Here is a 26,990-nt window from a genome sequence, read left to right as displayed (position 1 = left end):
CAACTCCATTAACAACCACAATCCAAATAAAAAAACGACCTCGAGCAAAACGCCCCAGAATCGTCTTTATTTATCACATCGGCGTACGGTCGAACTTTCGGATGACTTTGTACAACTCTTCCGACTGCTCTTTCAGCTCCAGTGCCTTGTTTTTCGTTTGATCAATGGACGCCACTTGCTCTTCTGTGGCTGCACGAACTTCTTGCGCTCCTGCTGAAGCATGCTCTGCAATTGTTGCTACATCCATCGACTGCTTGGCCGTTCGCTCGATCGTCTGCATTTGATTGCTGACGATTTGACTAATTTCTTCTACGTAAAGTGCCATTGTTTGAATGGTAGCGGTCATCGTTTCAACGTTTCCATTCGTTTTTGTCGCACGTTCGGCCTCAGTGGATGCCGTTTTTACTTGTTGCTGCATTTCTGCTACGACTTGTTTGACGTCGGATTGGATCGTTTGAACGAGTCCCGAAATCATTTGAACCGCTTTTGCGCTTTCATCCGCTAAGTTCCGGACTTCTTCCGCAACGACAGCGAAGCCCTTACCATGCTCCCCTGCTCGCGCTGCTTCTATAGACGCATTAAGCGCCAGCAGGTTAGTCTGACCCGCGATATTGCCGACGAGTTCCACAATTTCACCAATTTTATGTGCATTTTCATCGAGCACTTGTATCGTTTCCAATGAATGCTCGCTTTGGTCGCTCATTTGATGAATGCCTGCTAGCACAGATTGGAAGACTTCTGTAGTTGCGTGTAATTCCTGCAACATCACTTTGGATTGTTCAGAAGACTGACCCGCGCGATTATTGACTTCCACTGCGAGTTGCCGAATATCTTCAATCGCATTGACTGTTTCTTGAATCGATTCCGACGTGTTTTCTGCTCCATCGGAAATTTCGCCAATCGTGCGCGCAATGGCGTCTGATTGGCCGGACGCAGCGCTTGTCTCTTTCGTCAATTCATCGACGGATTGAGCAGTAGCTTGGAAGTTGGATTCAATTTGCTCAATAATGCTACGTAAATTAACGACTACTTGCTGGAATGCTTTGGAGACGGAATGAATTTCATCCGAAGAGTTGGGCAATTGAATGTCTGTACCAATCTTGCCATCCGCCACTTGCATAGCAGCTGTTTCCAAACGTTGCAACGGCTTAGTCAAAATCGTGCTGAACAGAGCAGCTAAAATGCCTGACCACATGATGCCCAGCGCGTATGTAAGTAGTTGGAAAACGAATGGCCGTACATTCGGGAAGAATGTTGGTTGTACCCAGTTAATGAATACGGCACTCGTTGTATACGTGATGACTGCAAGAATCACGATAAATAGGACGAGTTTCGCCCGTAGCCCGACTTTTTTTGGTTCTTTCATAAGTTCCCCTCCGCTTGCTTTCGGATGACGGAGTTAATGAGATCAGTCAGTTCATGAAATGTGGTGCGGTACGTTTCCAAATCGCCACCATATGGATCATGCACGTCAAGACCCGCCATTGTACCCGCGTATTCTTTTAATGTAAATACTTTTTCTTTCATTGCAGGATAACGACTGTGCAGGATATCTCGATGGTTTGCTGTCATCGTCAACACAACATCTGCCCACTCCATGTCAGCTAACTTGACTTCATTAGAATGTGGAGTAAAAGGTATTTTTTCTTCCGTCAGCAACCGTGCGGAATTCGTTGAAATCGGCAAGCCGTCTATCGCATGAATACCTGCTGATTTCGCCGTAATACCTGGCACGTTGGCATGATTAACTAATGCTTCCGCCAAAGGACTTCTACATGTGTTGCCTGTACAAATAAAATACATATTCATTTTCTTCACCTACTTTACAGAATAACGGATTTATGAGAAAAAAGAAACACTATTTTTAATGAATCAAGGACAATACACCCATACATATGAATACAATACCTGCTAATCGGCGAATAAATGTACTATTAATTATACGCAAGTGGCCTGTGTACAAGAGAGCAATGGCCGAAAACAGCATAGAAAAGAAACCAGACACAAAAACAAATAGCCATTTATTCAGTTGCATCATTCCGAATGTCACGCTCACTCCGAACGCATCTATACTGACGATCAGCGCTAAGAAAAATGGGGAAATTTTATTGACAACTGACAGATCTTCACTGTCAGAGAGGAGAATGTGAAGACCTATGAGTGAAAGCAATACACCTGAGAGCGCATGGCCCCACCCTGCGAAAAAGGTCATCACCCACTCCCCTGTGTAGAAACCGATGAGTGGCAGCAACACATTCAGTATAGTCGTCCACAGCATAATCATCAAACGACCTCGCCGCAGTCGGAGTAATGTGTAGACGATCAGAATATCAATCGTTGTCACGATCGCCGCTATAATTTCTATCAAAAAAGTAGCCCCCTCGCAAGTCCCGCATCTACTCATCTTATGCGGGTACTAAAGGGAGCTATTCATCATTTTCGGATTGTTATTCGGTGAAACGCTTGCCGTCCGACGCTTTATCAAGGCGATTCATAACCGCTGCACCGATACCCGAATGATCGGTCTCAATCGCTAAGATCATATCGGCTTCTGTATTGTCGCATTGGCGAATCAATTTATAAAGACTCGATGCCATCGCTTCACGATTATGGATAGAACCTGTGGAAAAGTACCAATCTGCTCTTTCTGTGTATAACTCATCTGGTCCAATCATCGCGACGCGTTTATTTTGTTGATGACTAGTCTCTAGCGCATGCGCAATAGAATCCGCATTTGGCTCGATGATGAATAACGGTGCTTCGGGTGCGTAATGGGCATATTTCATCCCCGGCGCACGTGGCGTGACCGTTTGATCTGTAGGAAGCGTCGCTATATGAACGGTGCCGATCAAATTTTCCAGCTGCTCTTTCGTAATGCCGCCCGGTCGCAAAATGACGGGCGGCGTAACTGTAATATCTAAAATAGTAGATTCGACACCTACACCTGTCTCTCCACCGTCCAAAATTAGCGGTACTCTACCGATTAGATCATAGTAGACATGATCCGCTTCTGTCGGGCTCGGCTTTCCGCTACGATTTGCACTCGGTGCCGCTAACGGCTGATCTAGTTTGCGCAGTAGGGCCAACGCTATTGGGTGGTCAGGCATGCGAATAGCTACTGTGTCAAGTCCTGCCGTGACGACATCTGCAATAACTCCAGCCTTTTTCTTCATAATTAACGTCAACGGTCCTGGCCAAAATTCTTTTAGTAATACGTCTGCAATTTCAGCAATATCGGTTGCGTATTTCTCGATGTCTGACTGGTTCCCAATATGTACGATCAGCGGATTATCTGAAGGTCTTCCTTTTGCTTCGAAGATCCGCTGTACTGCTTGCTCATTTGTCGCAATGGCTCCTAAACCATAAACTGTTTCAGTCGGGAAGGCAACTATTCCTCCAGAATTCAAGATACCCACAGCTTGTTCATAGACTCTGTCGTTATCCACTAGGTTATCCACTATTTCTTGCGTAGTCTCCACTTGCTCAACCCCTTTTTATACACATTTTATCAACCTTATCCACAAAAAATGTGAATATGTTCATTTAAACAGCGACTTTATCCACTCCCAAATGAAAAATGTAACAGGTTCTTCTTCTTCTGTTTCAGTCACTGTAGCTTCTTCCGGGAAACAAACGTTAGGAAACAATGAACACCACCAATTATCGCCTCGGCCTGCGCCAATTTTCACGACATACGCATCGTAAACGTCTTGTGGCTGAATGAAGAACCCTACCCGTTTTGGTGGAATCACCGCCGCACTGTGCTCAAGTGTTACGCGTGCACCGTTTGCTTGTGATTTGGCAATTTCCAGAATCGCAGGCTCTAACCCTTGAAGTTTATCAGTAATTTGCTGTGTGCTCGTAGATTGGTTAATTGCCTGCTCGAGTAATGGCGCGATTTTTTCTTGAACATCCCGTTTCACTTGTTGATCTGCTACTGTATTAGAGTTTGCCAGAATGCGAAATTGTGTCGCTTCACCTGTCGTTGCCTGCTGACCGAACACAAGCAGCACCGCTTGAATAGTAAGTAATATAAGTACAAATTCTATAAACGCCAATAGTTTCGAAGTTTGAGTCGGTTGTTGATTAATCGGATAATCTTGTAACATGTCATCCCCTCCTGCACTCTATCTTGACCCGCAGGAGGAGATTTTATTCATCGAATCTCACAAAATATCATTCGATCTTTATTATGGATATCTTGAACGATTTCAACTGTCGCTTCGGGAAAGGATTTTCGCAAGTATTCCTGCACGATCACTCCTTGCTGGTAGCCGATTTCAAAGCCGATAAGTGCCGGACGATTCATTAGAGGAGATAAGTTCTCTGCTAGTCTTCGATAAAAGTAGAGTCCTTCTTCTTCAGCGAATAGCGCAGTTTGTGGTTCGAAATCATAGACAGTTGGCGACATATTGGATTTTTCATGGTCCGCGATGTACGGTGGATTCGATAGGATAATGTCCCATTTCTGCTGGGTCAACGGTTCTTCCATATCGCCATGAATAAAGTGTACATCCGCTTCATTGCACTGTGCATTGCGTTTTGCAACTTCAAGCGCTGCTTCACTAAAGTCAGTGGCCGTTACATTTGCAGTCGATCGTTCTTTTTTGATTGCAATCGCAATCGCTCCACTACCCGTTCCAATATCCGCCACTCGAATAACTTGGTCTCCGAATAATTGATTCGCTCGTTGCAATGCATAGTGGACGAGTTCTTCTGTTTCAGGGCGTGGAATCAAGACGTGTTCATTGACCTCGAATGAATAGCCGTAAAAAGATTCTTCACCCAAGATATACTGAATCGGCTTACCAGTCAGTAATTCCGTGACAATCGCCCAAAATTGCGAATGCGTTTCAGGCGAAATTCGTTCACGAAAACTAGCTAAATAATGAGCCTGACTCATTCCAGTGACAGAACGCATCGCTAGTTCAGCGGCATGCGTGTCCATTCCACGTTCCTGAAGCAATCGTTGTGCGCGTTGTACGGACTCATAGATGGTCTCATTCATTGCGGTCCAAACTTTCTAGACGATGTGCTTGTTCTTCTATAATCAGTGCATCGATGACTTCATCCAATTTCCCTTCTATAATCTGATCGAGTTTTTGGATGGTCAAACCGATTCGATGGTCAGTCACACGATTTTGTGGGAAGTTGTATGTGCGAATTCGTTCAGAACGGTCTCCTGACCCCACGGCTGTTTTCCGCTTTTCGTCGTATTCAGCTTGTGCCTCTTGCATAAATTTGTCGTAGACACGCGCGCGCAACACTTTCATCGCTTTTTCTTTATTTTTGATTTGAGATTTTTCGTCTTGAATCGATACCGTCGTACCTGTCGGCAAATGCGTCAGGCGTACAGCCGACATGGTCGTGTTAACGGATTGTCCACCCGGTCCCGATGACGCGAATGTATCAGTACGAATATCTTTATCATGAATCTCTATTTCTACTTCTTCTGTTTCAGGCAAGCACGCAACTGTCGCAGTAGACGTATGCGTTCGTCCCCCTGATTCCGTTTCCGGTACACGTTGCACACGGTGCGCTCCGTTTTCATACTTCAACTTGGAGTAAGCACCTTTGCCATCAATCATGAAAATAATTTCTTTAAAACCACCAAGTTCGGTTGGTGATGAATCGATGACTTCTACTTTCCAATGATTCATTTCCGCATAGCGTGTATACATACGATATAGACTTCCCGCAAATAAAGCTGCTTCGTCTCCACCTGCTGCGCCTCGTATTTCCATAATGACACTTTTATTGTCATTCGGATCTTTTGGAATCAACAATACTTTTAACTGTTCTTCCAGAGCTTCGATCCGGTCTTCGAGTTCATCGATTTCCATTTTAACTAATTCTTTCATTTCGTCATCGAGTGGCTCATCTTGCATGTCTTTCGCATTTTTATATTGAGCGTAGACACTTTTGTATTCACGGTACACATCGACCGTGTCTTGTAAATCCGATTGTTCTTTCGAATAGCTCCGTAATTTATCCAGATCATTGACGATTTCCGGGTCACTAAGTAGTTCATTGAGTCGATCATAACGGTCTTCTACTGCTTGCAGTCTATCGAACATAGTCGGTTCACCTCTTCTACATTATTGGTTACATTCTACTATATAGCAGAAACGTCTATCCTTTCTTGCTTATGGATAGACGCAAATATGTTTATTTTACATGTTGCGCACGACTGACGGGTACTTCGTGGTGCTGACGGCAACGTGGTTCATATGCTTCGGATGCGCCAACTAGAATGATGGGATCATCTTGGCATGCCGGTTGTCCATCGATTAATCGTTGCGTCCGGCTTGAAGGCGATCCGCAAACAGTACAAACTGCTTGAAGTTTAGTCACCAGTTCTGCCACCGCCATTAATTCCGGCATCGGCCCGAATGGTTCGCCCTTGAAGTCTTGATCGAGTCCTGCAATAATCACGCGAAATCCGCGATCAGCGAGTGCAATTGCGACATCTATAATATCCCTGTCGAAAAACTGTGCTTCATCAATGGCGACCACATCGAAATCATCTGATACGAGGTCCGGTATTTCACTCGCTTTGGAAATGGGATTCGCAATGGTCGAAGTGCCATCGTGGCTGACGACGGCTTCCTCGCTATACCGATCATCAATTGCCGGTTTGAACACCGCAATCTTTTGTTTGGCAAACTCTGCCCGACGAATCCGGCGAATAAGCTCCTCTGATTTACCTGAAAACATGCTGCCGCAAATGACTTCCATCCAGCCGCCTTGCATTGAAACGTACATGGTCAATCTCCTTTCGATGTCGTGCTATATGTATGTGGGTCGTACGATTAGAGTGGTTTCGTGTGCTGTTTTGAGCGGTTTGTTTATGTAGCTATGAGCGCTTGGCCGCTTGGATTGAGCGGTTCGCGCGTAACTATGAGCGTTTGGCCGCTTGGATTGAGCGGTTCGCGCGTAACTATGAGCGCTTAGACGCTTAGTTTGAGCAGTTGACGTGTAACTATGAGCGCCTGGCCGCTTAGTTTGGGCGGTTCGCGCGTAACTATGAGCGCTCAGCCGCTTGGATTGAGCGGTTGACGTGTAACTATGAGCGCTTAGCAGCCTAGATTGAGCGGTTACCGTCCAACTTTGAGCGCTTAACACAAAACATTGAGCACTTAGAGACACAGTTCGAGCGCTCTACAACACCAACAGAGCGAAACTCCCCTAAATCTTTACACTTTAGCCCTATGTACTCGCTAAAATCCGCAGTAAATTAATAAAAATACCCGTCTGGCACGACTGCACCTGACGGGTATCTGGCTTTTATTACTCTTGTCCTTCTGTCTTGATGCCGTATTTCTTGTTGAAACGGTCAACTCGTCCGTCTGCTGTAGCAAACTTCTGACGGCCAGTGTAGAATGGGTGACATTCTGAGCATACTTCTACGCGAATGTCCTCTTTTACAGAACCTGTTTCAAATGTATTGCCACATGAGCAAGTTACTGTTGCGAGTTTGTAATCGGGATGAATTCCTGCTTTCATCGATATCTCTCCTTTCGCCCTGAACCATCTGGCACAGAGTTTGAAATTATGGATGTTTTATTGACCAGTTGCCAATGAAACGATCGATGCCGTACACGGCCCGTGTTTGTCAGCCGTATATGCGGTGTACAGAAAAACTGTACTTGATTAGTATAGCAAAATTCGATACGTTGTGCAACTGTTTGATTTGGGTATTTACTGGGCATAAGCTCACTTAGTTTTTTCGTTTACGTGCGTAAAAGTAAAACAAAACCCACATGGTTATACTTGATAAATCAAATTAGACCCTTGCCTTTTTTCGCCTTCATTTCTTCATTAAGCTTGTTGAAGAATTCTTCGTTGTTTTCAGATTGGCTCAGTTTTTTCATGAAGCGTTCGGTGAAGTCGTGGGAGTCGGAGAACGTTTTTCTGATAGCCCATAGTTTTTCCAAGTTGTCTTTTGGAATGAGCAGTTCTTCTTTTCGCGTGCCTGAGCGACGGATATCGAGCGCTGGGAAGATTCTGCGTTCAGCTAGGTTGCGATCTAGGTGTAATTCCATGTTGCCCGTTCCTTTGAATTCTTCGTAGATGACTTCGTCCATACGTGAACCGGTTTCAATTAGGGCTGTCGCAAGGATGGTTAAGCTTCCGCCTTCTTCGATGTTACGTGCAGCACCGAAGAATCTTTTCGGACGGTGGAAAGCTGCCGGATCAATTCCTCCGGATAGTGTTCGTCCACTCGGTGGGATGACTAGGTTGAATGCGCGTGCCAATCGAGTGATGGAGTCCATTAAGATGATCACGTCGCGTTTACTTTCGACTAGACGCATTGCGCGTTCGAGCACAAGTTCTGCTACTTTGACGTGGTTTTGCGGCACTTCATCGAACGTGGAACTGACTACATCGGCTTTCACTGAACGTTCGATGTCCGTTACTTCTTCTGGACGTTCGTCGATCAGCAATACAATGAGTTCCGCTTCGGGATGGTTTGTTGTGATGGAATTGGCAATTTCTTTCAGCAATGTCGTCTTCCCTGCTTTTGGAGGCGCGACGATTAATCCACGTTGACCAAATCCGACCGGAGAGACGAGGTCCATAATACGTGTGGAAACATTGTTTTTTGACGTTTCCAAATGAATTTGACGTTCAGGATATAAAGGTGTCAACGCTGGGAAGTGCACACGTTCGCGTGAGACTTCTGGATTTTGCCCGTTGACTGCTTCTACTTGTAGTAAACCATAGAAGCGTTCGTTTTCTTTTGGTGGTCGCACTTTCCCTGTTACTTTGTCTCCGTTACGTAAATCGAAACGACGGATTTGAGATGCTGAGATGTAGATATCTTCTGAACTGGATGAGTAATTAATCGGACGTAAGAATCCGTATCCTTCAGATTGAATAATTTCGAGGACACCTTCCATGAAGAAGAAGCCTTCTTGTTCCGCGCGGGATTTTAATATAGCGAAGATCAATTCTTTCTTTGTCAGTTTGCTATAGTTGGTAACCTTAAACTGCTTCGCATGAGAGTATAGCTCTTTGAGCGTCATATTCTCTAGGTCTGCAAGGGTAATCATTGTCATCTATGCGTACACCACTCTTCATTTATTATATGGAAAATTTGGCATAGTAAATAGAAAGGAAAGTACGTGATGTACTTCCTTTCCTTCAGTAGCCGGACATTATGGATCTAGATAGTTTTTAGGAAATAGAGACCCGGTTGTGACACCGGGTGTTGAGGGAGTTAGTCTTGCATTACGAGAAGAGGTTTTTTCTTCATACTGTGGCGACCTTCTACGAAACGAATTGTTCCTGATTTCGAGCGCATAACAATCGACTGAGTTCGGCAATACGTACCTTTAAACTGCACGCCGTCCATCAATTCACCGTCTGTTACACCTGTTGCTGCGAAAATACAGTCGTCTCCTTTAACTAAATCGTCCATCATGAGAACTTTGTCTACATCGATGCCCATTTTAATACAACGTGCTCTTTCTTCATCATTTGAAGGAACGAGACGTCCTTGGATTTCTCCACCGAGACATTTCAAGCCGACTGCTGCGATTACGCCTTCCGGAGCACCGCCTCTACCGAATAAAATATCCACACCGGTGTCATCGAAAGCTGTGTTGATCGCAGCTGCTACGTCGCCATCTTCGATCAACTTAATACGAGCACCCGCTTCACGAATTTCCTCGATGATGTCTGCGTGGCGTTCACGATTTAAAACAGATGCCACGAGATCAGATACTGATTTATTTTTCGCTTTTGCTACAGCCTTCAAGTTATCTGTAACGCTTGCGTCGATATCAATTTTCCCAACCGCTTCAGGTCCTACTGCGATTTTGTCCATGTACATATCCGGTGCGTTTAGCAAGTTGCCTTTATCTGCAACAGCTAGAACAGCTAGCGCATTCCAACCACCTGCTGCTACGATATTCGTACCTTCAACTGGATCGACAGCGATGTCTACAGCGGGTCCGTGACCTGTTCCAAGCTCTTCACCGATATATAGCATAGGTGCTTCGTCCATTTCACCTTCACCGATCACGACTACACCTTCCATAGGAATTGTGTCGAATACTGTACGCATCGCTTCTGTTGCTGCGTCGTCTGCTTCGTTCTTCAAGCCGCGTCCCATCCAGCGAGCTGCCGCTACGGCTGCTGCCTCTGTTACACGCACTAATTCCATTGATAAACTACGTTCCATAATGTTTTGTTCCTCCTGTTTGCGGTAAGGCGCGTATTGCGAATTACCTTTCATTTGCCTACGTCCGCACCCATTGGCCACTTTCATACGTAATGGATGTGTCGTTTGAGTCTATTATACACGTTTTGGCAATTAGCGTCACTCAGAAATTGAAGATGGAGTGAGCACATGTACTTTATCGATCTCAGCACCGAGATTTCGCAGTTTGTTAATGATATCGCCATAGCCGCGTTCAATATGTTCAATTTCATGAACTTCTGTTTCTCCGCTAGCTAGTAATCCTGCGATCAATAACGCAGCTCCAGCACGTAAATCGGTTGCTTCAACCGTTGCCGCTTGCAATTCCGTTGGTCCTGTTATGATAGCAGATCGGCCTTCTACTCTACCGTCCGCATTCATTCGACGAAGCTCATCGATTTGTTTGAAGCGAGCGGGATAAATTGTGTCTGTCAGAATGGATGAACCTTCTGCCTGTGTCGATAAAACACCGAATGGTTGCTGCAAGTCTGTTGGGAATCCTGGATAGACAAGAGTTTTCACATCGACCGCATGAAGTTTCTCAGTTTTTGGAATGAAAATTTGTTCTTCACCGACTTCTACTTTTACGCCCATTTCACGAAGCTTCGCTGTGACTGCCTCAACATGTAAAGGAATGACATTATCAATCGTGACGCCATCACCAATTGCAGCCGCCATAATCATATGCGTACCTGTTTCAATGCGGTCTGGAATGATCGTGTGTTTCGTACCGTGCAATGTTTCAACACCTTCGATACGAATGACATTCGTTCCTGCCCCTTTAATATTCGCGCCCATATTTGAAAGCAACGTCGCGACATCAATAATTTCGGGTTCTTTCGCTGCATTTTCAATAATTGTTTTGCCTTTTGCTTTCACAGCAGCAAGCATGATATTGATCGTAGCACCAACGCTGACGACGTCTAAATAAATTTTCGCGCCATACAGTTCATCTGCACGCAAATAAATAGCGCCATGTTCATTTTCGACTTTGGCACCCAGTGCTTCAAAGCCCTTAATATGTTGATCAATCGGGCGTGGTCCCAAGTGACAACCTCCAGGTAATCCGATGACTGCGTGCTTGAACTTGCCAAGCATCGCCCCCATCATATAGTAGGAAGCACGAAGTTTTTTGACGTTACCGTTAGGCAATGGCATAGAAATGATTTCAGTTGGGTCGATGATCATCGTGCCATCTTTCATTTCCACTTTGCCGCCGATTTCTTCGACGAGCGCCTGCAATGTATAGACATCTGAAATTTCGGGAAGACCTGCAATGGTAACAGGTGAATCAGCTAAAATAGCGGCAGGAATAAGAGCTACTGCGCTGTTCTTTGCTCCACTCACTCTGATCGTTCCTTGCAGTCGTTTTCCGCCTTTGATTTTATAAACGTCCATTTCAAGCTCCTTTTGTTCTATCACTTATTCGTTCTGGTTTCCCAGTCTTTCAAAAATTGATCGATTCCTTTAGTCGTCAACGGGTGTGCAAACAGACTCTGAAGTACGTTGAATGGAGTGGTCGCAATATGCGCTCCTGCAAGTGCTGCAGCCGTGATATGTTGTGGGTGTCTGATGGAAGCCGCGATAATTTGTGTATCCAAGTCATGGATCGTGAAGATGTCTGAAATCGTTTCGATTAATTCGACACCATTTTGGCCAATGTCATCCAAACGTCCGATGAACGGTGAAACGTACGTCGCGCCTGCACGTGCTGCAAGTAAGGCTTGGTTGGCACTAAAAATAAGTGTGACGTTCGTTTTGATTCCTTCTGCTGCGAATACAGAACAAGCTTTCAAGCCTTCAGGTGTCATCGGTAATTTCACTGTGATGTTTTCTGCAAGGGCTGCAAGTTTACGTCCTTCTTCGATCATACCTTCCGCATCTAAAGCGATGACTTCCGCACTGACAGAACCCGGTACGAGAGCCGTAATTTCTTTCAAGCGGTCGTGGAATGAAATATTTTCTTTTGCGACTAGCGAAGGGTTAGTTGTGACACCAGAGATGATCCCCCAGCTATGCGCTTCTTTAATTTCCTCAAAATTGGCTGTATCTATAAAAAATTTCATGTTTGTTATCCTCCTAGTTGTGGGTTATTCATTTAACTAAAAAGCAAAGAAGGAGACAGGTTACGCTCCTCCTTTGCTCCATCTACATACTGTCATTACGCTTGGTTTGAACTGCCAAACTCACGCATTTTACCGATTACTGTTGCTTTGATCGCTTCGCGCATTGGTCCAAGGTATTTACGTGGATCATACACGTCGGCATCTTCGTTCAAGATGTCGCGTACAGCTTTCGTACCTTGAATCTGATTTTCTGTGTTGACGTTAATTTTAGACGTACCAAGTGAAATGGCATGTTGGATATCCTTCGTCGGAATACCTGTGCCACCGTGCAACACAAGTGGAATATCGCCTTGTTTTGAGATTTCTTCCATTTCTTCAAATCCAAGATTCGGTTCACCTTTATACGGTCCGTGTACAGAACCAAGTGCAGGTGCCAGGCAGTCGATACCTGTCTGCTCCACAAGCTCTTTGCATTCAGCCGGATCTGCATAAATAACACCGTCTGCGATGACGTCATCTTCCTGACCACCAACTACGCCAAGTTCAGCTTCTACTGATACATTATGTTGCTTCGCGAAATCCACCACTTTTTTCGTGATTTCAATGTTTTCTTCAAGTGGCTTAGAAGATGCATCGATCATGACAGAAGTGAAGCCTGCTTCGATCGCTTCCTTACACTTTTCAAAGCTGGAACCGTGATCCAAATGAATGGCTACCGGCACAGTCGTACCGTAGTCCTCCATTAATCCTTTTACCATCATAACGACTGTTTTGAATCCGCCCATATAGCGTGCAGCGCCTTCTGAAACGCCTAAAATAACAGGCGATTTCTCTTCTTCGGCAGCTTGTAAGATGGCTTGTGTATATTCCAGGTTATTCAAGTTATATTGACCGATCGCATATCCTCGCTCTTTACCTTGGATCATCATTTCCTTCATCGAGACCAGTGGCATGTAAAATTCCTCCTTGAGTTTTCACGAATTTTTATGTGTTGTAATTATAGTTATTTCCATCCACTAGCATATCAAATTCACGCCATGATTACTACTATCAGACGTCTAGTAGCTCTAACCTTTTTAAGACGCTATCGCGCACTTCGAAGATATCGAATGGCTTGGTAAAGTGCTGATCAATACCAAGTTTGTCGGCATCTTCAAGTAATTCTATTTCACTGTACGCTGTCATCATCATGACAATTGCGTCAGGCGATAGGGTTCGAATTTCTCTTAATACCTCGACACCATTCATACCCGGCATCTTCATATCAAGCAAAATACAGTCTGGATTAAGTTTCTGAACTATTTCTAACGCTTCTTTTCCATTTGATGCAAGCGCTGTCATTATTCCGGTTGTCTTGAAGATTTCCTCCAGTAATAACCGTATTCCTGGTTGGTCGTCTACAATTAATAAATGTTTCATCCACATCTCTCCCATCCCTAATTTTTTGTTTGATTTTGTACTTACAGTGAAATCCACCCTTCATTATTCCTATATAATAAAGGCGCGTGTATAGAAAAATTATGTATGATTCTATTTCTCTATTTTTCGTCTATGTAATGTTATTCTAGAGTATTCCAACAATTCCTTTATTTTTCGTCAACTATTTTGCACTTCTTTCTTTTCTCACATATACTGAGCTTTTGGAGGGATTTTCGTGAAAATATTAACTACACAGATTAGAGGTCTTCTGGAGAGAATTGCAGAAGGACAAGAAGAGTCAATGGAGGAAACTGCTCGTTTATTGGCGCAAGCATTAGTAGGCGAAGGACGAATTGTCTTGGCTGCTTTTGATGAAATGAAAGCTGTGACTGCGACTGCACTGGATGGTGTTGAACCGTTGGAGGGTGCGATTCGTTACACTAAAGAGTTGGAGCTGACGACGGCAGATCGCGTGTGGTTGCTTGTTCGAAAGGCAGATCATCCCGCTGCGCTTGAGCTGGCACAGGAGCTGGCGGATCAATTCATCCCGTTTGCCGTGTTGGCTGCGGATAAGGAAGAAGACGACAATGAACTCGCTTCTCTTGCGCATACGTATATTTCGACAGGTTTGAAAAAGGGACTGATTCCGGGTCCTACAGGCGAAAGAATCGTACAGCCCCACGCGCTCGCTGCGTTGTTTGTGTACGAGGCAGTGAAGCTGTCGATTGATGATATGTTGGCGGATGAAGACGACGAACTGTAACTTGGCATAGGGTGAAATTACTGTTGGGGTGGGGATTGGCGCTTCGGAGGGGACGCTTTTTGCCATGGGCCCGCGGTGAGCCAACCAGTTCGCTAGTGCAAACATGTGCTCCTAACGCTTCGCTTTTACTCGCAAAAGCCGTCCTTCGCTACGGCTCTTGCTCTCTTCGGTTGTCTCACCTGATCGGGCTGATCCATCGGGAGTCGCCCCTCCTACGCGCCAATCCCTTACGATGTGAGTGGGTGATACTTTCCATTGCGCATTGAAGTTTCGTTAGTAATCAGTGATTAACTAGAAACTGGATTAGATTTGCACTTGACTTAAAAAATTTTCAAAACAGCAAAAAATCATACACGATCTACAGTAAGTGTTGCGAGTACATCCACTCGGTAAGTAGGATTGAAGCGGAAGCTGGCGGTGACTCCCGATGGATCAGCGAGAGCTTGAGACCCTGGACGAAGCGAAGCGTAGGAAGCGGCTCAAGCCGAGCCCATGGGAAAGCGTCCGCCAGCTGGAGCTTCAATCCCCCTGCACTCAGCAACTCTAATTTCTAGTCTCCACTAATATGTAATGCCGAAAATGCCCACAGAGGACAAGTCTTCTGTGGGCATTGATTTTAGTTTTTATGCTCAAGCGCCGCGCGGATGAAATCGCGGATGAGTGGTGATGGACGATTTGGACGGGAAGCGAATTCCGGGTGGAACTGGCATGCCACGAAGTATGGATGGTCTTTCATTTCCATAATTTCGATCAAGCGACCGTCCGGGCTAATTCCAGATACGATGAATCCTGCCTCTTCCAACTGCGCACGGTATGCTAAGTTCATTTCATAACGGTGACGATGACGCTCGTACACTAACTCCTCGCCATATGCAGCGGAAGCCTTCGTATTTTCAGCTACTTTACACGGATACGCACCTAGACGCAATGTACTGTCTGCTTCGCGTGCTGTACGGCAATCTGGATGGAATGTTGTTACCTGATGCTCAGTCTCTGTGTCGAACTCCAATGAGTGAGCTGTTTTCAGACCGATGACGTTACGCGCGATTTCAGTAGCCGCTAACTGTAAACCTAAACTGATACCGAAGAATGGAATCTTCTGTTCACGTGCATACGTGATCGCTTCAATTTTACCATCGATCGCACGATCTCCGAAGCCACCTGGTACAAGAATACCATCTACGTCTCCAAGAAGTTCTGCTACGTTTTCAGAAGTCACATCTGCAGAGTTGATCCACTTAATATCGATATCTGCGTCGAACGAGTATCCGGCGTGACGCATAGCTTCAACTGCTGAAATGTATGCATCTTGTAATTCCACATACTTACCAACTAAACCGATTTTCACTGTTTCTTTTAGTGACTTAACCAACTTTACTAGTTGTTCCACTTCTGAAAGTTCAGGTTGTGGCGTTTCAAGACCCAAGTAATCCACAACTAGCTGATCCATGTTTTGTTCATGCAAACGAAGAGGTACTTCGTATAAAGTTTCTGCATCGAGTGCTTCGATTACTTCTTCTGACTTAATGTTACAGAACAACGCGATCTTGTCTTTCATTTCTTGCGGTACTGGGTATTCGCTTCGTACGACGATCATGTTCGGCTGAATTCCAAGGCTACGTAATTCCTTAACACTGTGCTGCGTCGGCTTCGTTTTCATTTCACCAGCTGCATGCAAATACGGAATGAGCGTGTTGTGGATGTACATCACGTCATCTTTCGCAAGATCTGTTTTCATTTGGCGAATGGCTTCAAGATACGGCAAGGATTCGATATCCCCTACGCTACCACCAATTTCTGTAATGACGACATCTGCGTTCAATGTTTGACCAGCACGTTTGATCAATTCTTTAATTTCATTCGTAATATGCGGGATTACCTGAACTGTTGCGCCATTATATTCGCCAGCGCGTTCTTTACGCAATACTAGATCATACACTTTCCCCATTGTTACGTTGGAGTAACGATTACATTCGATGTCGATAAAACGCTCATAGTGACCGATGTCAAGATCCGTTTCCGCACCGTCTTCTGTTACGAAAACTTCTCCGTGCTGGTATGGGCTCATCATGCGTGGGTCAATATTGATATATGGGTCGAATTTTTGGTTAGTGACTTTCAAACCGCGGTTTTTAAGTAAACGTCCAAGTGATGCTGCGTTAATACCTTTACCTAAAGAAGAGACGACGCCGCCTGTAATGAAAATATATTTTGTCATGTGTAGTGCCTCCATTTATTCTTTTTCCATGCTTGTAGGGTCGATATAAAATCAAAAAAGCGCCCCGTTTGTAGCGTAACTACAATAAGGAGCGCGTATACACGAATTTATGTGTCCTTTTCAGGAGCCCATCCAAATCTTATATTTTTGGGCACTAAAAGTCAAGTCCAATTATTTCTCTTCCTCGTACTCTTCGTCGTACTCTTCGTCTTCTTCTTCGTCCTCGTCATCTTCTTCGATATCGAGTTCTACTTCAGGAATAACTTCCAGATCGTCATCAGGATCGATTAAATCTTCCTCGAGTTCGACTACTTCCTCTTCTTCGTCTTCCTCGTCGTCTACGTCATCTTCTTCGCCGAGCTCTACGTATTCTTCATCGAAGATTTCTTCTTCGTCATCATCTTCTTCTTCAATATCTTCTTCATCATAATCTTTTTTCTTCTTTTTCTTCTTGCGTACTTTTACGACAGGCGCTGTTTCTTCCACGAGCTGATCAACTGGATACCATTCGCGCAGGCCCCAACGGTTGTCTTGGATCGCAAGGAATCTGCCATCGATGTTCAGGTCTGTATAAAACTGAAGGAGTTTTGCCTTCAATTCTTTCTCGGATATACCTGTAAGTTTACGGAACTCTTCCATTAATTCCGCTAACGTGAGGGATTCACGTCGTTCTGTTAGTACTTGGTGCGTAATGTTGATTAATGATTCTTCCAACAATTCTTCTTTTGTCATGTCATGGATATTCAATGTATGGCACGTCCTTTCTTCTATCAATCACACGCGGAACCGACCAAGTCAGTGAATGATTTGGCCGATCGACGTTTTTTATCTTGTAGCGTATAAGCATAGTGTACATTATATACGTTATTTCTACCAATATGCTACATTCTTTTACTTCTCTTTATATTTCTATACTCAGTAATGGTCAAATACCCCAGGTAGACCGCCGCAATGGTGAAGGGGATTACGCCGAGTCCGCTGTTGTAGAAGATGAGTGTGAGTGTAATTAAGAGAGCTATTATGATTGCATGATAGTACCATCTCACATTCAGCACGTCCCTTTTCATTGTTGTTCTCATTATACTAATTAACTTACTAAATTATCCACTTTGATGAAGAATGAATTATAAGCAGCTGGTTTAGTTTCTAGGATACTTGATATAGAGTGGCAGTTGGGGTGGGGATTTGCGCTTCGGAGGGGTCACTTCATTGTCTCACCTGTCGAGCTGATCCTCTAGGAGTCGCCCCTCCTACGCGCCAATCCCTTGCAAGCTGAGTGGGTGACAGTTATTGTTGCCCATTAAAGTTGCGCTTGTGACTGGTTTAGTACGTATCATTTACACTCACTCTGGCCTTAAATTTAACTATTGCTAGGGACATTACTATTTCACACACTAGCGACAGTGAGTGACACATATTGTGACTTATCAAGTCAGTTTCGTAATCTATTCAACACTTGAACATTATTAAGTTCAAGGACAACAATAATTCACACTCCGTAGCCAGTGAATATTCTATGTTTTTCACTCTCTACACAAGGACTGCAACTCCAGCTGCCCCTGAAACGCGTCCCTAGCTGGAGTTGCAATCCCGCGCAATCAGCCCATGCACCTATACTTTGAATTTGACTTCCACCTTAACCCCATGCAAAAAAGAGGATGCCGCCAGAAGTGATGGCTTCTGTGGCATCCCCTTTGAGATGCAATTACATATTACGGCGGTACTGCCCGCCTACTTCGTAAAGCGCATTGGTAATTTGTCCAAGGCTCGCTACTCGCACCGTCTTCATCAACTCAGCGAAGACGTTGCCTCCTGTGATCGCTACTTCTTGAAGATCAGCAAGCGCTTGTTCTGCTTCGTCAGCATGCTTAGCTTGGAAAGCGCGCAAGTTGGTAATTTGTGACTCTTTTTCTTCTTGTGTTGCACGTGCCAATTCCATATTATCGATATCTTCCTCAGATGGTGGATTCGGATTCACGTATGTGTTGACGCCGATGATCGGTAGCTCACCTGAGTGCTTTTTCATTTCGTAATACATGGACTCTTCCTGGATTTTGCCGCGCTGGTACTGTGTCTCCATAGAGCCAAGTACACCGCCACGATCATTTAGTCGATCGAATTCTTGTAATACCGCTTCTTCCACGAGACTTGTCATTTCTTCGATAATGTAAGCCCCTTGAAGCGGATTTTCGTTCTTCGACAAGCCGTGTTCTTTCATAATGATCATCTGGATTGCCATCGCACGACGAACAGATTCTTCTGTCGGTGTCGTAATGGCTTCGTCGTAAGCATTTGTGTGCAGCGAGTTACAGTTATCTTGCAATGCCATCAATGCCTGCAACGTTGTGCGGATGTCGTTGAAATCGATTTCCTGCGCATGCAAACTACGACCCGATGTTTGGATATGGTATTTCAATTTTTGGCTGCGTTCATTGGCTCCGTATTTGTCACGCATCGTAACTGCCCAAATGCGACGTGCCACGCGACCGATGACCGTATATTCGGGATCGAGTCCATTTGAGAAGAAGAACGACAGATTCGGTGCAAAGTCGTCGATGTGCATGCCACGGCTCAAGTAATATTCGACATACGTGAAGCCGTTTGCGAGTGTGAACGCTAGCTGCGAAATCGGATTCGACCCTGCTTCTGCGATATGATAGCCCGAAATCGACACCGAATAATAATTACGAACTTTTTTATCAATGAAATATTGCTGGATATCGCCCATTAGACGCAATGCAAATTCTGTAGAGAAGATGCATGTATTTTGCCCTTGGTCTTCTTTTAGAATATCCGCTTGGACGGTTCCACGCACTGTTTGGAATGTCATTTCACGGACTTCAGTGAACTCTTCCACAGTGAGTGTCCGGCCAAGCTCTTCTTCTTTTTTACGCACTTGCTGATCGACAGCTGCATTCATGAACATCGCTAGAATAATCGGTGCCGGTCCATTGATTGTCATGGAAACGGACGTCATAGGCGAACACAAATCGAAACCGTCATAGAGCTTTTTCATATCTTCTAGTGTACAAATGCTCACACCCGATTCGCCGACTTTTCCGTAGATGTCAGGACGTTCGTCAGGGTCTTCCCCGTATAATGTGACAGAATCAAACGCTGTAGATAGACGTTTCGCGTCGTCATCTTTTGATACGTAGTGGAAACGACGGTTCGTACGTTCAGGTGTCCCTTCTCCAGCGAACTGACGGCGTGGATCTTCACCTTCGCGTTTGAATGGGAAGACGCCTCCAGTGTACGGGAATGAACCTGGAACATTTTCACTATAGATAAAACGTAAAATTTCACCATAGTCTCTGTATTGCGGCAAGACTACTTTCGGAACCTTCAAGCCAGAAAGACTTACAGTATTGAGCGACGTACGGATTTCTTTGTCGCGGATTTTCACTACATATTCATCCTGCTTGTAAGATTCTTTCAAAGACTCCCAGTTTTTCAGAGCTCGCTTGGATTCGCTTGTTAGTTGTTCTTCGACGCCTTCTTTCAAGCTATTCAATGAGTCTAGTAACGCTTCATTAGAATCGCTTTCTTTCACTGCTTCGATCGCACCTTCCAACTGGAACATCCGACGTGCGAATTCGGCTTGTTGTTTGGATTTCGCATGGTAGTTACGAACAGTGGAAGCGATCTCGCGTAAGTAATGGCTTCGGTCAGGCGGAATGATCACGGTTTGCTTTTGATTCGTCACCAAGTCTGTGTAGCTTGTCGTCCAATCTGAATCTGTTGCGTCGTTGATCTTTTCAATAAGCGCTGCGAAAAGTGTGTTGGTCCCTTTGTCGTTAAACTGGCTTGCGATCGTGCCATAGACAGGCATCGTTTCTAGATCGTTGTCAAATAGTAAATGGCTACGCTGATATTGTTTGCGGACTTGAATTAGTGCATCTTCTGAACCTTTACGCTCGAATTTATTGATAACAATTAAATCAGCAAAGTCGATCATATCGATTTTCTCGAGCTGTGTCGGTGCACCGAATTCACTCGTCATGACGTACATTGAAACGTCGGAGACATCTGTAATGCGCGCATCCCCTTGCCCGATTCCGCTCGTTTCTACAATAATTAAATCGTAACCAGCGGCTTTTGTGATATCCAATACATCATGGATCGCCGTTGTCAGCTCAGAACGTGAGCCACGTGTTGCTAAACTCCGCATGTACACACGGTTATTAAAGATTGCATTCATGCGAATTCGGTCGCCAAGCAACGCACCGCCTGTTTTTTGCTTCGTTGGATCTACAGAAAGAATCGCTACTCTTTTATCAGGGAACTCACGCAAGAAACGACGAATTAATTCATCCGTCAAGGAACTTTTACCTGCTCCACCTGTACCAGTGATCCCGAGTACCGGCGTTTGTTTGGACATGGAACGGGCGTGATCGAGTAACTGCTCCGCTGCTTCATCTTTTTTCATATGTTTTTCTTCTACGTAGGTAATTAAATTGGCTAAGATACCTGGTGTTTCAGCTGTCAACTGCTCCAGGTTGGCCTCTTCGCTTTCGGGAGTCGTGGAGAAATCCGATAATTCCATGATTTTATTGATCATACCTTGTAGACCTAGTTTTCGACCGTCTTCCGGTGAAAAGATCCATTCGATGCCATACTCATGCAACTCTTTGATTTCTTTCGGGATGATGACTCCTCCACCACCGCCGAATATCTTAATATGGGAAGCGCCTCTTTCTTTCAGCAAGTCATACATGTATTTGAAATACTCCACGTGGCCACCTTGATAGGATGACATGGCAATTCCTTGCACATCTTCTTGGATGGCAGCGTTTACAACTTCTTCAACGGATCGATTATGTCCGAGATGAATAACTTCCGCTCCGGTTGACTGTAAAATTCTACGCATGATATTGATGGATGCATCATGCCCGTCGAATAAACTAGATGCCGTCACGAAACGAATATGGTGTTTCGGTTGATAAATTTCTGTGGTTACCATTTGTCTTCCACCTTCCGTACATGCTGACTACCGCCACGAACTTTTTCGTGGCAGAGTCCGCAAGTTAGTTACTTCTCTACACCTTTAATAAGTAGATCAGTTTGTACTCTCGTATAGTGTTCTAACGTATATTGTTTGCGCAACGCCCATCTTCGGAACGACCACATTTGGCCAGATACGAGGATGTGATGTGCGGTCAATGATACTTCATCCCGTCCAATGCGAAGATTACCAGCTTCCACGCATTTACGAATAATGGTCTCAAATTGCTCAACCATTTCCAGTTCTTTCGTGAGTACGTAACGAAGTGCTTCGCTAGGTAACGACTTCGACTCCTGGTACATGACGAGGAATTCATCCGACATTTGATCGATGACTTCATAATACCGTGCAATCGCCACACGTAGCCCTTCTACCGTGTTGTCATTGTTGTCGAGCTCAGACAGGCGAACTTTCACTTCATTGTAAATATTGTCACAGACGAGATACAGGACGTCTTCTTTTGTCCGAATATACTCGTACAGTGTGCCAATACTGAAGCCCGCTTCTTTGGCGATTTCACGTGTAGTCGTCCTGTGGAATCCTTTATCAATAAATAATTTCACAGCGCCCCGGCTAATTTGTTCACGTCGCTTCTGAATGAGTTCTTCATCTTTGACGGTAGATTTCACTTCATGTTTGGGCATTGCATAGACCTCCTGTTATTTCGTCAGCATACGCGAGATGACGAGACGTTGAATTTCTTGTGTACCTTCATAGATTTGCGTGATTTTCGCGTCACGCATATAGCGCTCTACTGGATAATCTTTTGTATAACCGTAGCCGCCGAATACTTGAACCGCTTCTGTTGTGACTTTCATCGCTGTGTCACCAGCCATTAGTTTCGCCATAGCAGAGGCTTTACCGTACGGCAGGTCGTTCGATTCGAGCCATGCTGCTTGGTATGTTAACAGACGAGATGCTTCTGTCGCTGTCGCCATATCCGCTAGTTTGAAACTGATGCCTTGGTTGGCTACGATCGGCTTGCCGAATTGTACACGTTCTTTTGAATAATCGACTGCCGCGTCCAATGCGCCTTGTGCAATTCCTACTGCTTGAGCAGCGATTCCATTACGTCCACCGTCGAGCGTTTTCATCGCGATAATGAAACCATCGCCTTCTTCTCCTAGAAGATTTTCTTTCGGTACGCGACAGTTATCCAGTACGACTTCTGTTGTCGGAGATGAACGAATGCCCATTTTCTTCTCTTTCTTTCCTACAGAGAATCCTTCAAATGTACTTTCTACAATGAATGCGCTTGTTCCTTTATGTTTGGATTCTGGATCCGTTACAGCAAAGACGATATATGTGTCAGCGATTCCACCATTCGTGATGAATATTTTCGAGCCATTTAGCACGTAGTCGTCACCATCAAGCTTCGCTGTCGTTTTCATTCCCCCTGCGTCTGATCCTGAGCCTGCTTCCGTTAGGCAGTACGCTCCCATCTTCGAACCTTCAGCCAGTGGGCGTAAGTATTTTTGTTTTTGTTCTTCGTTGCCGTATTTGAATAGTGGCCATCCTGCTAGTGAGGTGTGTGCGGATAGGACGACGCCTGTAGATGCGCAGACACGGGATAGTTCTTCTACCGCGATGACGTACGCTAGGAAGTCGCTGCCGATGCCGCCATATTCTTCTGGCCATGGAATGCCTGTGAGTCCGAGTTCGGCCATCTTGTGGAAGATGTCCATGTCGAAGGTTTCGTCTTCGTCTCGTTGTGCTGCGGTTGGTGCTACTTCCTTCTGTGCAAAGTCGCGTACCATTTTTCTGATCATTTCATGTTCTTCTGATAATTTAAAGTCCATTTTTTCTCCCACCCTTTTGTTTTTTTGATTACTGAATGAAATTGCTATAGCTTAAGTTAGGCTTGTGGTTTGGGGATTGGAGCTCCAGAAAGGGACGCTTTCCGGGGGGCGTAATCTTGAGCCTCAGGAGTCGCCCCTCTTCTGCTCCAATCCCTACCTACGTCTTGTTGAAGCAAACTGACATCATTAAATTTGTAAGTTGTTGTAGGTCACCGCGCTATGCGCTCCCCTAAGCGCTTCTAGCTTTAGTTTGTTAGATGTTTGGCGATGACGACTCTTTGGATTTCGCTTGTGCCTTCGTAAATTTGACATACTTTGGCGTCGCGGAAGTAGCGTTCTACTGGATAGTCTTTAGTGTAACCGTAGCCGCCGAATACTTGGACGGCTTCTATGGAGTTGTCTACGGATGCTTGGGATGCGAATAGTTTGGCCATGGAGGCTTCTTTGCCGCATGGTTTGTCTTCTGAACGTAGCCAAGCTGCGCGGTAGACTAGTAATCTGGCTGCTTCTGTTGCGGTCGCCATGTCGGCTAGCTTAAATCCTATGCCTTGGTTGGCTGCGATCGGTTTGCCAAATTGTTCGCGTTCTTTTGCGTAGGCGACGGCGGCTTCTAGTGACGCTTCTGCTATGCCCAGTGCTTGAGCAGCGATGCCGATTCGTCCAGCGTCAAGGTTGGCCATAGCGATTTTGAAGCCGTTTCCTTCTTCACCTAGTCTATTTTCCACTGGTACTTTCATATTGTCGAAGCTGAGTGCGACGGTTCGTGAACCGTGTAGTCCCATTTTCTTTTCGTCTTTCCCTATAGATAACCCCGGTGTGTTTCGGTCGACGATGAATGCGGTAATGCCGTATGTACCTTTCTCAGGAGCCGTGTTAGCAAATACGATGTAAACGTCCGCTTCTCCACCGTTTGTGATGAATATTTTGGAGCCGTTGATCACGTAGTGGTCGTCGACTCGCTTCGCTTTCGTTTTCAATGAACCTGCATCGGATCCGGACGATGCTTCAGTCAGGCAGAAGGCACCGAGATACTCGCCAGATGCCATTTTGGGTAAGTAGCGGTTCTTTTGTTCTTCCGTGCCGAAGTAAAGGATTGGATTCATTCCAACAGAAGTATGGACAGACAACACGACGCCCATGACGGCGCTGACTTTCGATAGTTCGTGAATCGCGATGATATATGACAAGAAGTCCATCTCTGAACCTCCATACTGTTCAGGCGCTGTAATGCCCATCAATCCGAGCTCGCCCATTTTCTCTAGTAGTTCACGTGGAAACTCTCCATCTTCCATTCGGGGAATCCAAGGTTCGATCTCGTTCTTTGCGAAATCACGAACCATTTGGCGCATCATTTGTTGTTCTTCTGTTAATATAAAATCCATCCTTTTCACCTCTTACTTTCCACTTAATTCGATTATTCGTATGAATAGAAACCGCGTCCTGTTTTCTTGCCGTACCAACCCGCCTTGACGTATTTACGCAGCAACGGGCATGGACGGTATTTCGAGTCGCCGAATCCTTCATACAGTGTTTCCATAATGTAGAGACATGTATCAAGTCCTATGAAATCTGCTAGTTGCAGAGGTCCCATCGGATGATTCATTCCCATTTTCATGACATCATCAATGGCTTCTTTCGTCGCAACACCTTCGTATAATGTGAAGATGGCTTCGTTGATCATCGGCATCAATACGCGGTTCGCAACAAATCCTGGCGCATCGTTCACTTCAACTGGTGTTTTGCTGAGCTTTTTCGTCATCTCTTCGACGGCTTCATAGACATCATCATCTGTAGCCAGGCCTCGAATGACTTCGACAAGCTGCATGACCGGTACTGGATTCATGAAGTGCATGCCAATGACCTTCCCTGGACGTTTAGTAGCTGCACCGATTTCCGTAATAGGCAACGAAGATGTGTTCGTTGCCAATATCGTGTGTTCCGGTGTGATTTCATCGAGCTCCGCAAAGATCTTTGATTTGATTGCCATGTTTTCAACTGCCGCTTCGATGACGATGTCGACATCTTTGGCATTTTGCATATCCAGTGATTTCGTGAAGCGACCAAGCACTGCTTCTTTTTCTTCTTCTGTCATACGTCCTTTTTCCACGTTGCGCGCTAAGTTTTTCGTGATGACTTTAAAACCTCGGTCGTATGCTTCTTCATTGAGGTCGTGAAGAGTTACTTGATAGCCCGCCTGTGCGCAGACTTGAGCAATTCCTCCGCCCATTTGTCCTGCACCGATTACGAATACTTTTTCAATTGTCATCTGGAATGCCCCCGATCAGTTAGTTTTTGGTACTTCGATCATGATGGCATCGCCTTGACCGCCACCTGAACAGATTGCTGCGATTCCGATTCCACCGCCACGACGTTTTAATTCATTTGCCAGTGTCAGAACGACACGCGCTCCGCTTGCACCGATTGGATGTCCTAGTGCGACTGCGCCACCATTGACATTCACTTTTTCTTCGTCCAGTCCAGCGATTTGTGAGCTCGCAAGCGCAACGACTGCGAATGCTTCATTGATTTCATATAGATCAATGTCGTCCGCTGTTTTACCTGTTTTCTCAAGTAACGCTTTGATGACGTGGCCTGGTGTTTCAGGGAAACGTTCCGGTTCGATAGCAACTTCCGCGTGGCCTAGAATCACAGCAAGTGGTTCTTTGCCTTGCTTCTTCGCTTCGTCTTCATTCATTAACACTACCGCACACGCACCGTCGTTAATACCAGGTGCGTTTCCAGCTGTGACACTGCCTTCTTTGCCGAAAGCTGGGCGTAGTTTCGCCAACGCTTCAAGTGAACTGCCTCTACGTGGGCCTTCATCTTCTGTCACAACGACTGGATCGCCTTTGCGCTGTGGAATGCTGACGCCAACGATTTCCTCTTCAAATAATCCATTATCCATCGCTGCAAGTGCGCGTTCATGACTACGTAACGACCATTCGTCCTGCGTTTCACGGCTTACAGAGAAGTCGTTTGCTGTGCTGTTTCCGTATGTGCCCATGTGGACATTGCCTTCAGAGAATGAACACGTCAATCCATCGTAAATCATGCCATCTACCAATGTGCTATCGCCCATTTTCAAACCTGAACGAACATTTGCATAGTACGGTGCGTTGGTCATTGATTCCATACCACCCGCGACAATCGTTGTCTCATCCCCAAGACGGATCAGCTGATCAGCGAGTGTGATACTGCGCATTCCGGAAGCGCATACTTTGTTAATCGTTTCCGTTTTGACGCCGTACGGAATACCGCCTTTAACAGCTGCTTGGCGAGAAGGAATCTGACCTTGCCCTGCTTGTAAAACCGTCCCCATGATGACTTCGTCTACTTGATCGCCTTGTACTCCAGCCCGTGCAAGCGCTTCCTTAATAGCGATACCGCCTAGATCACTTGCTGTTTGCGATTGTAGTGCCCCGCTTAATTTTCCAAATGGTGTTCTAGCACCTTGTAAGATTACTGTTCTCATTTTCCTATTCCCCCTAGTAGTTTACTGACTGAACGCTCGCT

The 26,990-nt window shown here is 45.3% G+C and carries 24 protein-coding genes; 1 reads left to right on the top strand and 23 read right to left on the bottom strand.

Annotated elements, in window-relative coordinates:
- Window positions 1-73: 73 nt before the first annotated feature.
- From SporoP17a_RS12305 to SporoP17a_RS12235, 15 genes are all read right to left on the bottom strand, one after another.
- Window positions 74-1,366: a methyl-accepting chemotaxis protein gene (locus SporoP17a_RS12305; protein ID WP_083034948.1), complete on the bottom strand. Its 1,293-nt coding sequence runs from the start codon at window positions 1,364-1,366 to the stop codon at window positions 74-76.
- On the bottom strand, window positions 1,363-1,809 hold the full coding sequence (locus SporoP17a_RS12300; RefSeq protein ID WP_083034947.1) for a low molecular weight protein arginine phosphatase: 447 nt from the start codon (window positions 1,807-1,809) through the stop codon (window positions 1,363-1,365). Before SporoP17a_RS12300 ends, SporoP17a_RS12305 begins: the two co-directional genes overlap by 4 nt.
- 55 nt (window positions 1,810-1,864) lie before the next feature.
- A complete protein-coding gene (locus SporoP17a_RS12295) occupies window positions 1,865-2,368 on the bottom strand; it encodes a manganese efflux pump (protein ID WP_167693425.1) in 504 nt (167 codons plus the stop codon).
- 79 nt (window positions 2,369-2,447) lie between these two features.
- Window positions 2,448-3,479, bottom strand: coding sequence for an L-threonylcarbamoyladenylate synthase (locus tag SporoP17a_RS12290; protein WP_083034945.1), 1,032 nt, complete (start codon window positions 3,477-3,479; stop codon window positions 2,448-2,450).
- 60 nt (window positions 3,480-3,539) lie between these two features.
- On the bottom strand, window positions 3,540-4,109 hold the full coding sequence (locus SporoP17a_RS12285; RefSeq protein WP_083034944.1) for a stage II sporulation protein R: 570 nt from the start codon (window positions 4,107-4,109) through the stop codon (window positions 3,540-3,542).
- Window positions 4,110-4,156: 47 nt separating this feature from the next.
- On the bottom strand, window positions 4,157-5,008 hold the full coding sequence (gene prmC, locus SporoP17a_RS12280; protein WP_083034943.1) for a peptide chain release factor N(5)-glutamine methyltransferase: 852 nt from the start codon (window positions 5,006-5,008) through the stop codon (window positions 4,157-4,159).
- Window positions 5,001-6,077 carry a peptide chain release factor 1 gene (prfA, locus tag SporoP17a_RS12275; protein ID WP_083034942.1) on the bottom strand — a complete coding sequence of 359 codons (1,077 nt, stop codon included), beginning with the start codon at window positions 6,075-6,077 and terminating at the stop codon, window positions 5,001-5,003. The genes prmC and prfA overlap by 8 nt, the downstream gene beginning before the upstream one ends.
- A 91-nt stretch (window positions 6,078-6,168) precedes the next feature.
- Window positions 6,169-6,765: a thymidine kinase gene (locus SporoP17a_RS12270; protein ID WP_083034941.1), complete on the bottom strand. Its 597-nt coding sequence runs from the start codon at window positions 6,763-6,765 to the stop codon at window positions 6,169-6,171.
- A gap of 525 nt (window positions 6,766-7,290) precedes the next feature.
- Window positions 7,291-7,506, bottom strand: coding sequence for a 50S ribosomal protein L31 (gene rpmE, locus SporoP17a_RS12265; protein WP_083034940.1), 216 nt, complete (start codon window positions 7,504-7,506; stop codon window positions 7,291-7,293).
- 275 nt (window positions 7,507-7,781) lie between these two features.
- The gene (rho, locus tag SporoP17a_RS12260) at window positions 7,782-9,062 is read right to left on the bottom strand and encodes a transcription termination factor Rho (RefSeq protein WP_083034939.1); all 1,281 of its coding nucleotides are present in this window, start codon (window positions 9,060-9,062) and stop codon (window positions 7,782-7,784) included.
- Between the two features lie 161 nt (window positions 9,063-9,223).
- Window positions 9,224-10,189, bottom strand: a complete 966-nt coding sequence (gene glpX, locus SporoP17a_RS12255; protein ID WP_083034938.1) for a class II fructose-bisphosphatase — start codon at window positions 10,187-10,189, stop codon at window positions 9,224-9,226.
- 138 nt (window positions 10,190-10,327) lie between these two features.
- On the bottom strand, window positions 10,328-11,605 hold the full coding sequence (locus tag SporoP17a_RS12250; protein ID WP_083034937.1) for a UDP-N-acetylglucosamine 1-carboxyvinyltransferase: 1,278 nt from the start codon (window positions 11,603-11,605) through the stop codon (window positions 10,328-10,330).
- A gap of 20 nt (window positions 11,606-11,625) precedes the next feature.
- Window positions 11,626-12,273, bottom strand: a complete 648-nt coding sequence (fsa, locus tag SporoP17a_RS12245; protein WP_029053467.1) for a fructose-6-phosphate aldolase — start codon at window positions 12,271-12,273, stop codon at window positions 11,626-11,628.
- 95 nt (window positions 12,274-12,368) lie between these two features.
- A complete protein-coding gene (locus tag SporoP17a_RS12240) occupies window positions 12,369-13,226 on the bottom strand; it encodes a class II fructose-bisphosphate aldolase (protein WP_083034936.1) in 858 nt (285 codons plus the stop codon).
- A gap of 97 nt (window positions 13,227-13,323) precedes the next feature.
- Window positions 13,324-13,698 (bottom strand): response regulator, encoded by a 375-nt coding sequence (locus SporoP17a_RS12235; RefSeq protein WP_167693424.1) that lies wholly within the window; start codon window positions 13,696-13,698, stop codon window positions 13,324-13,326.
- A gap of 229 nt (window positions 13,699-13,927) precedes the next feature.
- Between SporoP17a_RS12235 and SporoP17a_RS12230 the strand changes: the two genes are divergently transcribed.
- The gene (locus SporoP17a_RS12230) at window positions 13,928-14,455 is read left to right on the top strand and encodes a DUF2529 family protein (RefSeq protein WP_083034935.1); all 528 of its coding nucleotides are present in this window, start codon (window positions 13,928-13,930) and stop codon (window positions 14,453-14,455) included.
- Between the two features lie 616 nt (window positions 14,456-15,071).
- On the opposite strand, the gene SporoP17a_RS12225 is transcribed toward SporoP17a_RS12230, so the two are convergent.
- From SporoP17a_RS12225 to SporoP17a_RS12190, 8 genes are all read right to left on the bottom strand, one after another.
- Window positions 15,072-16,673 (bottom strand): CTP synthase, encoded by a 1,602-nt coding sequence (locus SporoP17a_RS12225; protein ID WP_083034934.1) that lies wholly within the window; start codon window positions 16,671-16,673, stop codon window positions 15,072-15,074.
- A gap of 171 nt (window positions 16,674-16,844) precedes the next feature.
- Window positions 16,845-17,420, bottom strand: a complete 576-nt coding sequence (gene rpoE, locus SporoP17a_RS12220) for a DNA-directed RNA polymerase subunit delta (RefSeq protein WP_083034933.1) — start codon at window positions 17,418-17,420, stop codon at window positions 16,845-16,847.
- 958 nt (window positions 17,421-18,378) lie between these two features.
- Window positions 18,379-21,636, bottom strand: coding sequence for a fused isobutyryl-CoA mutase/GTPase IcmF (icmF, locus tag SporoP17a_RS12215; protein ID WP_083034932.1), 3,258 nt, complete (start codon window positions 21,634-21,636; stop codon window positions 18,379-18,381).
- 68 nt (window positions 21,637-21,704) lie between these two features.
- Window positions 21,705-22,322, bottom strand: a complete 618-nt coding sequence (locus SporoP17a_RS12210; protein WP_083034931.1) for a TetR/AcrR family transcriptional regulator — start codon at window positions 22,320-22,322, stop codon at window positions 21,705-21,707.
- Window positions 22,323-22,337: 15 nt separating this feature from the next.
- Complete coding sequence (locus SporoP17a_RS12205; protein ID WP_083034930.1) at window positions 22,338-23,477, bottom strand: acyl-CoA dehydrogenase; 1,140 nt, start codon at window positions 23,475-23,477, stop codon at window positions 22,338-22,340.
- A gap of 245 nt (window positions 23,478-23,722) precedes the next feature.
- On the bottom strand, window positions 23,723-24,859 hold the full coding sequence (locus tag SporoP17a_RS12200; RefSeq protein ID WP_083034929.1) for an acyl-CoA dehydrogenase: 1,137 nt from the start codon (window positions 24,857-24,859) through the stop codon (window positions 23,723-23,725).
- Window positions 24,860-24,891: 32 nt separating this feature from the next.
- Entirely contained in the window at window positions 24,892-25,743 is an 852-nt protein-coding gene (locus tag SporoP17a_RS12195) for a 3-hydroxybutyryl-CoA dehydrogenase (protein ID WP_083034928.1), read from the bottom strand.
- 15 nt (window positions 25,744-25,758) lie between these two features.
- Window positions 25,759-26,949: an acetyl-CoA C-acetyltransferase gene (locus tag SporoP17a_RS12190; RefSeq protein ID WP_083034927.1), complete on the bottom strand. Its 1,191-nt coding sequence runs from the start codon at window positions 26,947-26,949 to the stop codon at window positions 25,759-25,761.
- Between the last annotated feature and the right edge of the window lie 41 nt (window positions 26,950-26,990).

The organism is Sporosarcina ureae, assembly GCF_002082015.1.
In the GTDB taxonomy this organism is placed as follows: Bacteria; Bacillota; Bacilli; order Bacillales_A; family Planococcaceae; genus Sporosarcina; species Sporosarcina ureae_A.
This window is presented reverse-complemented; position numbering and strand designations above follow the sequence as displayed.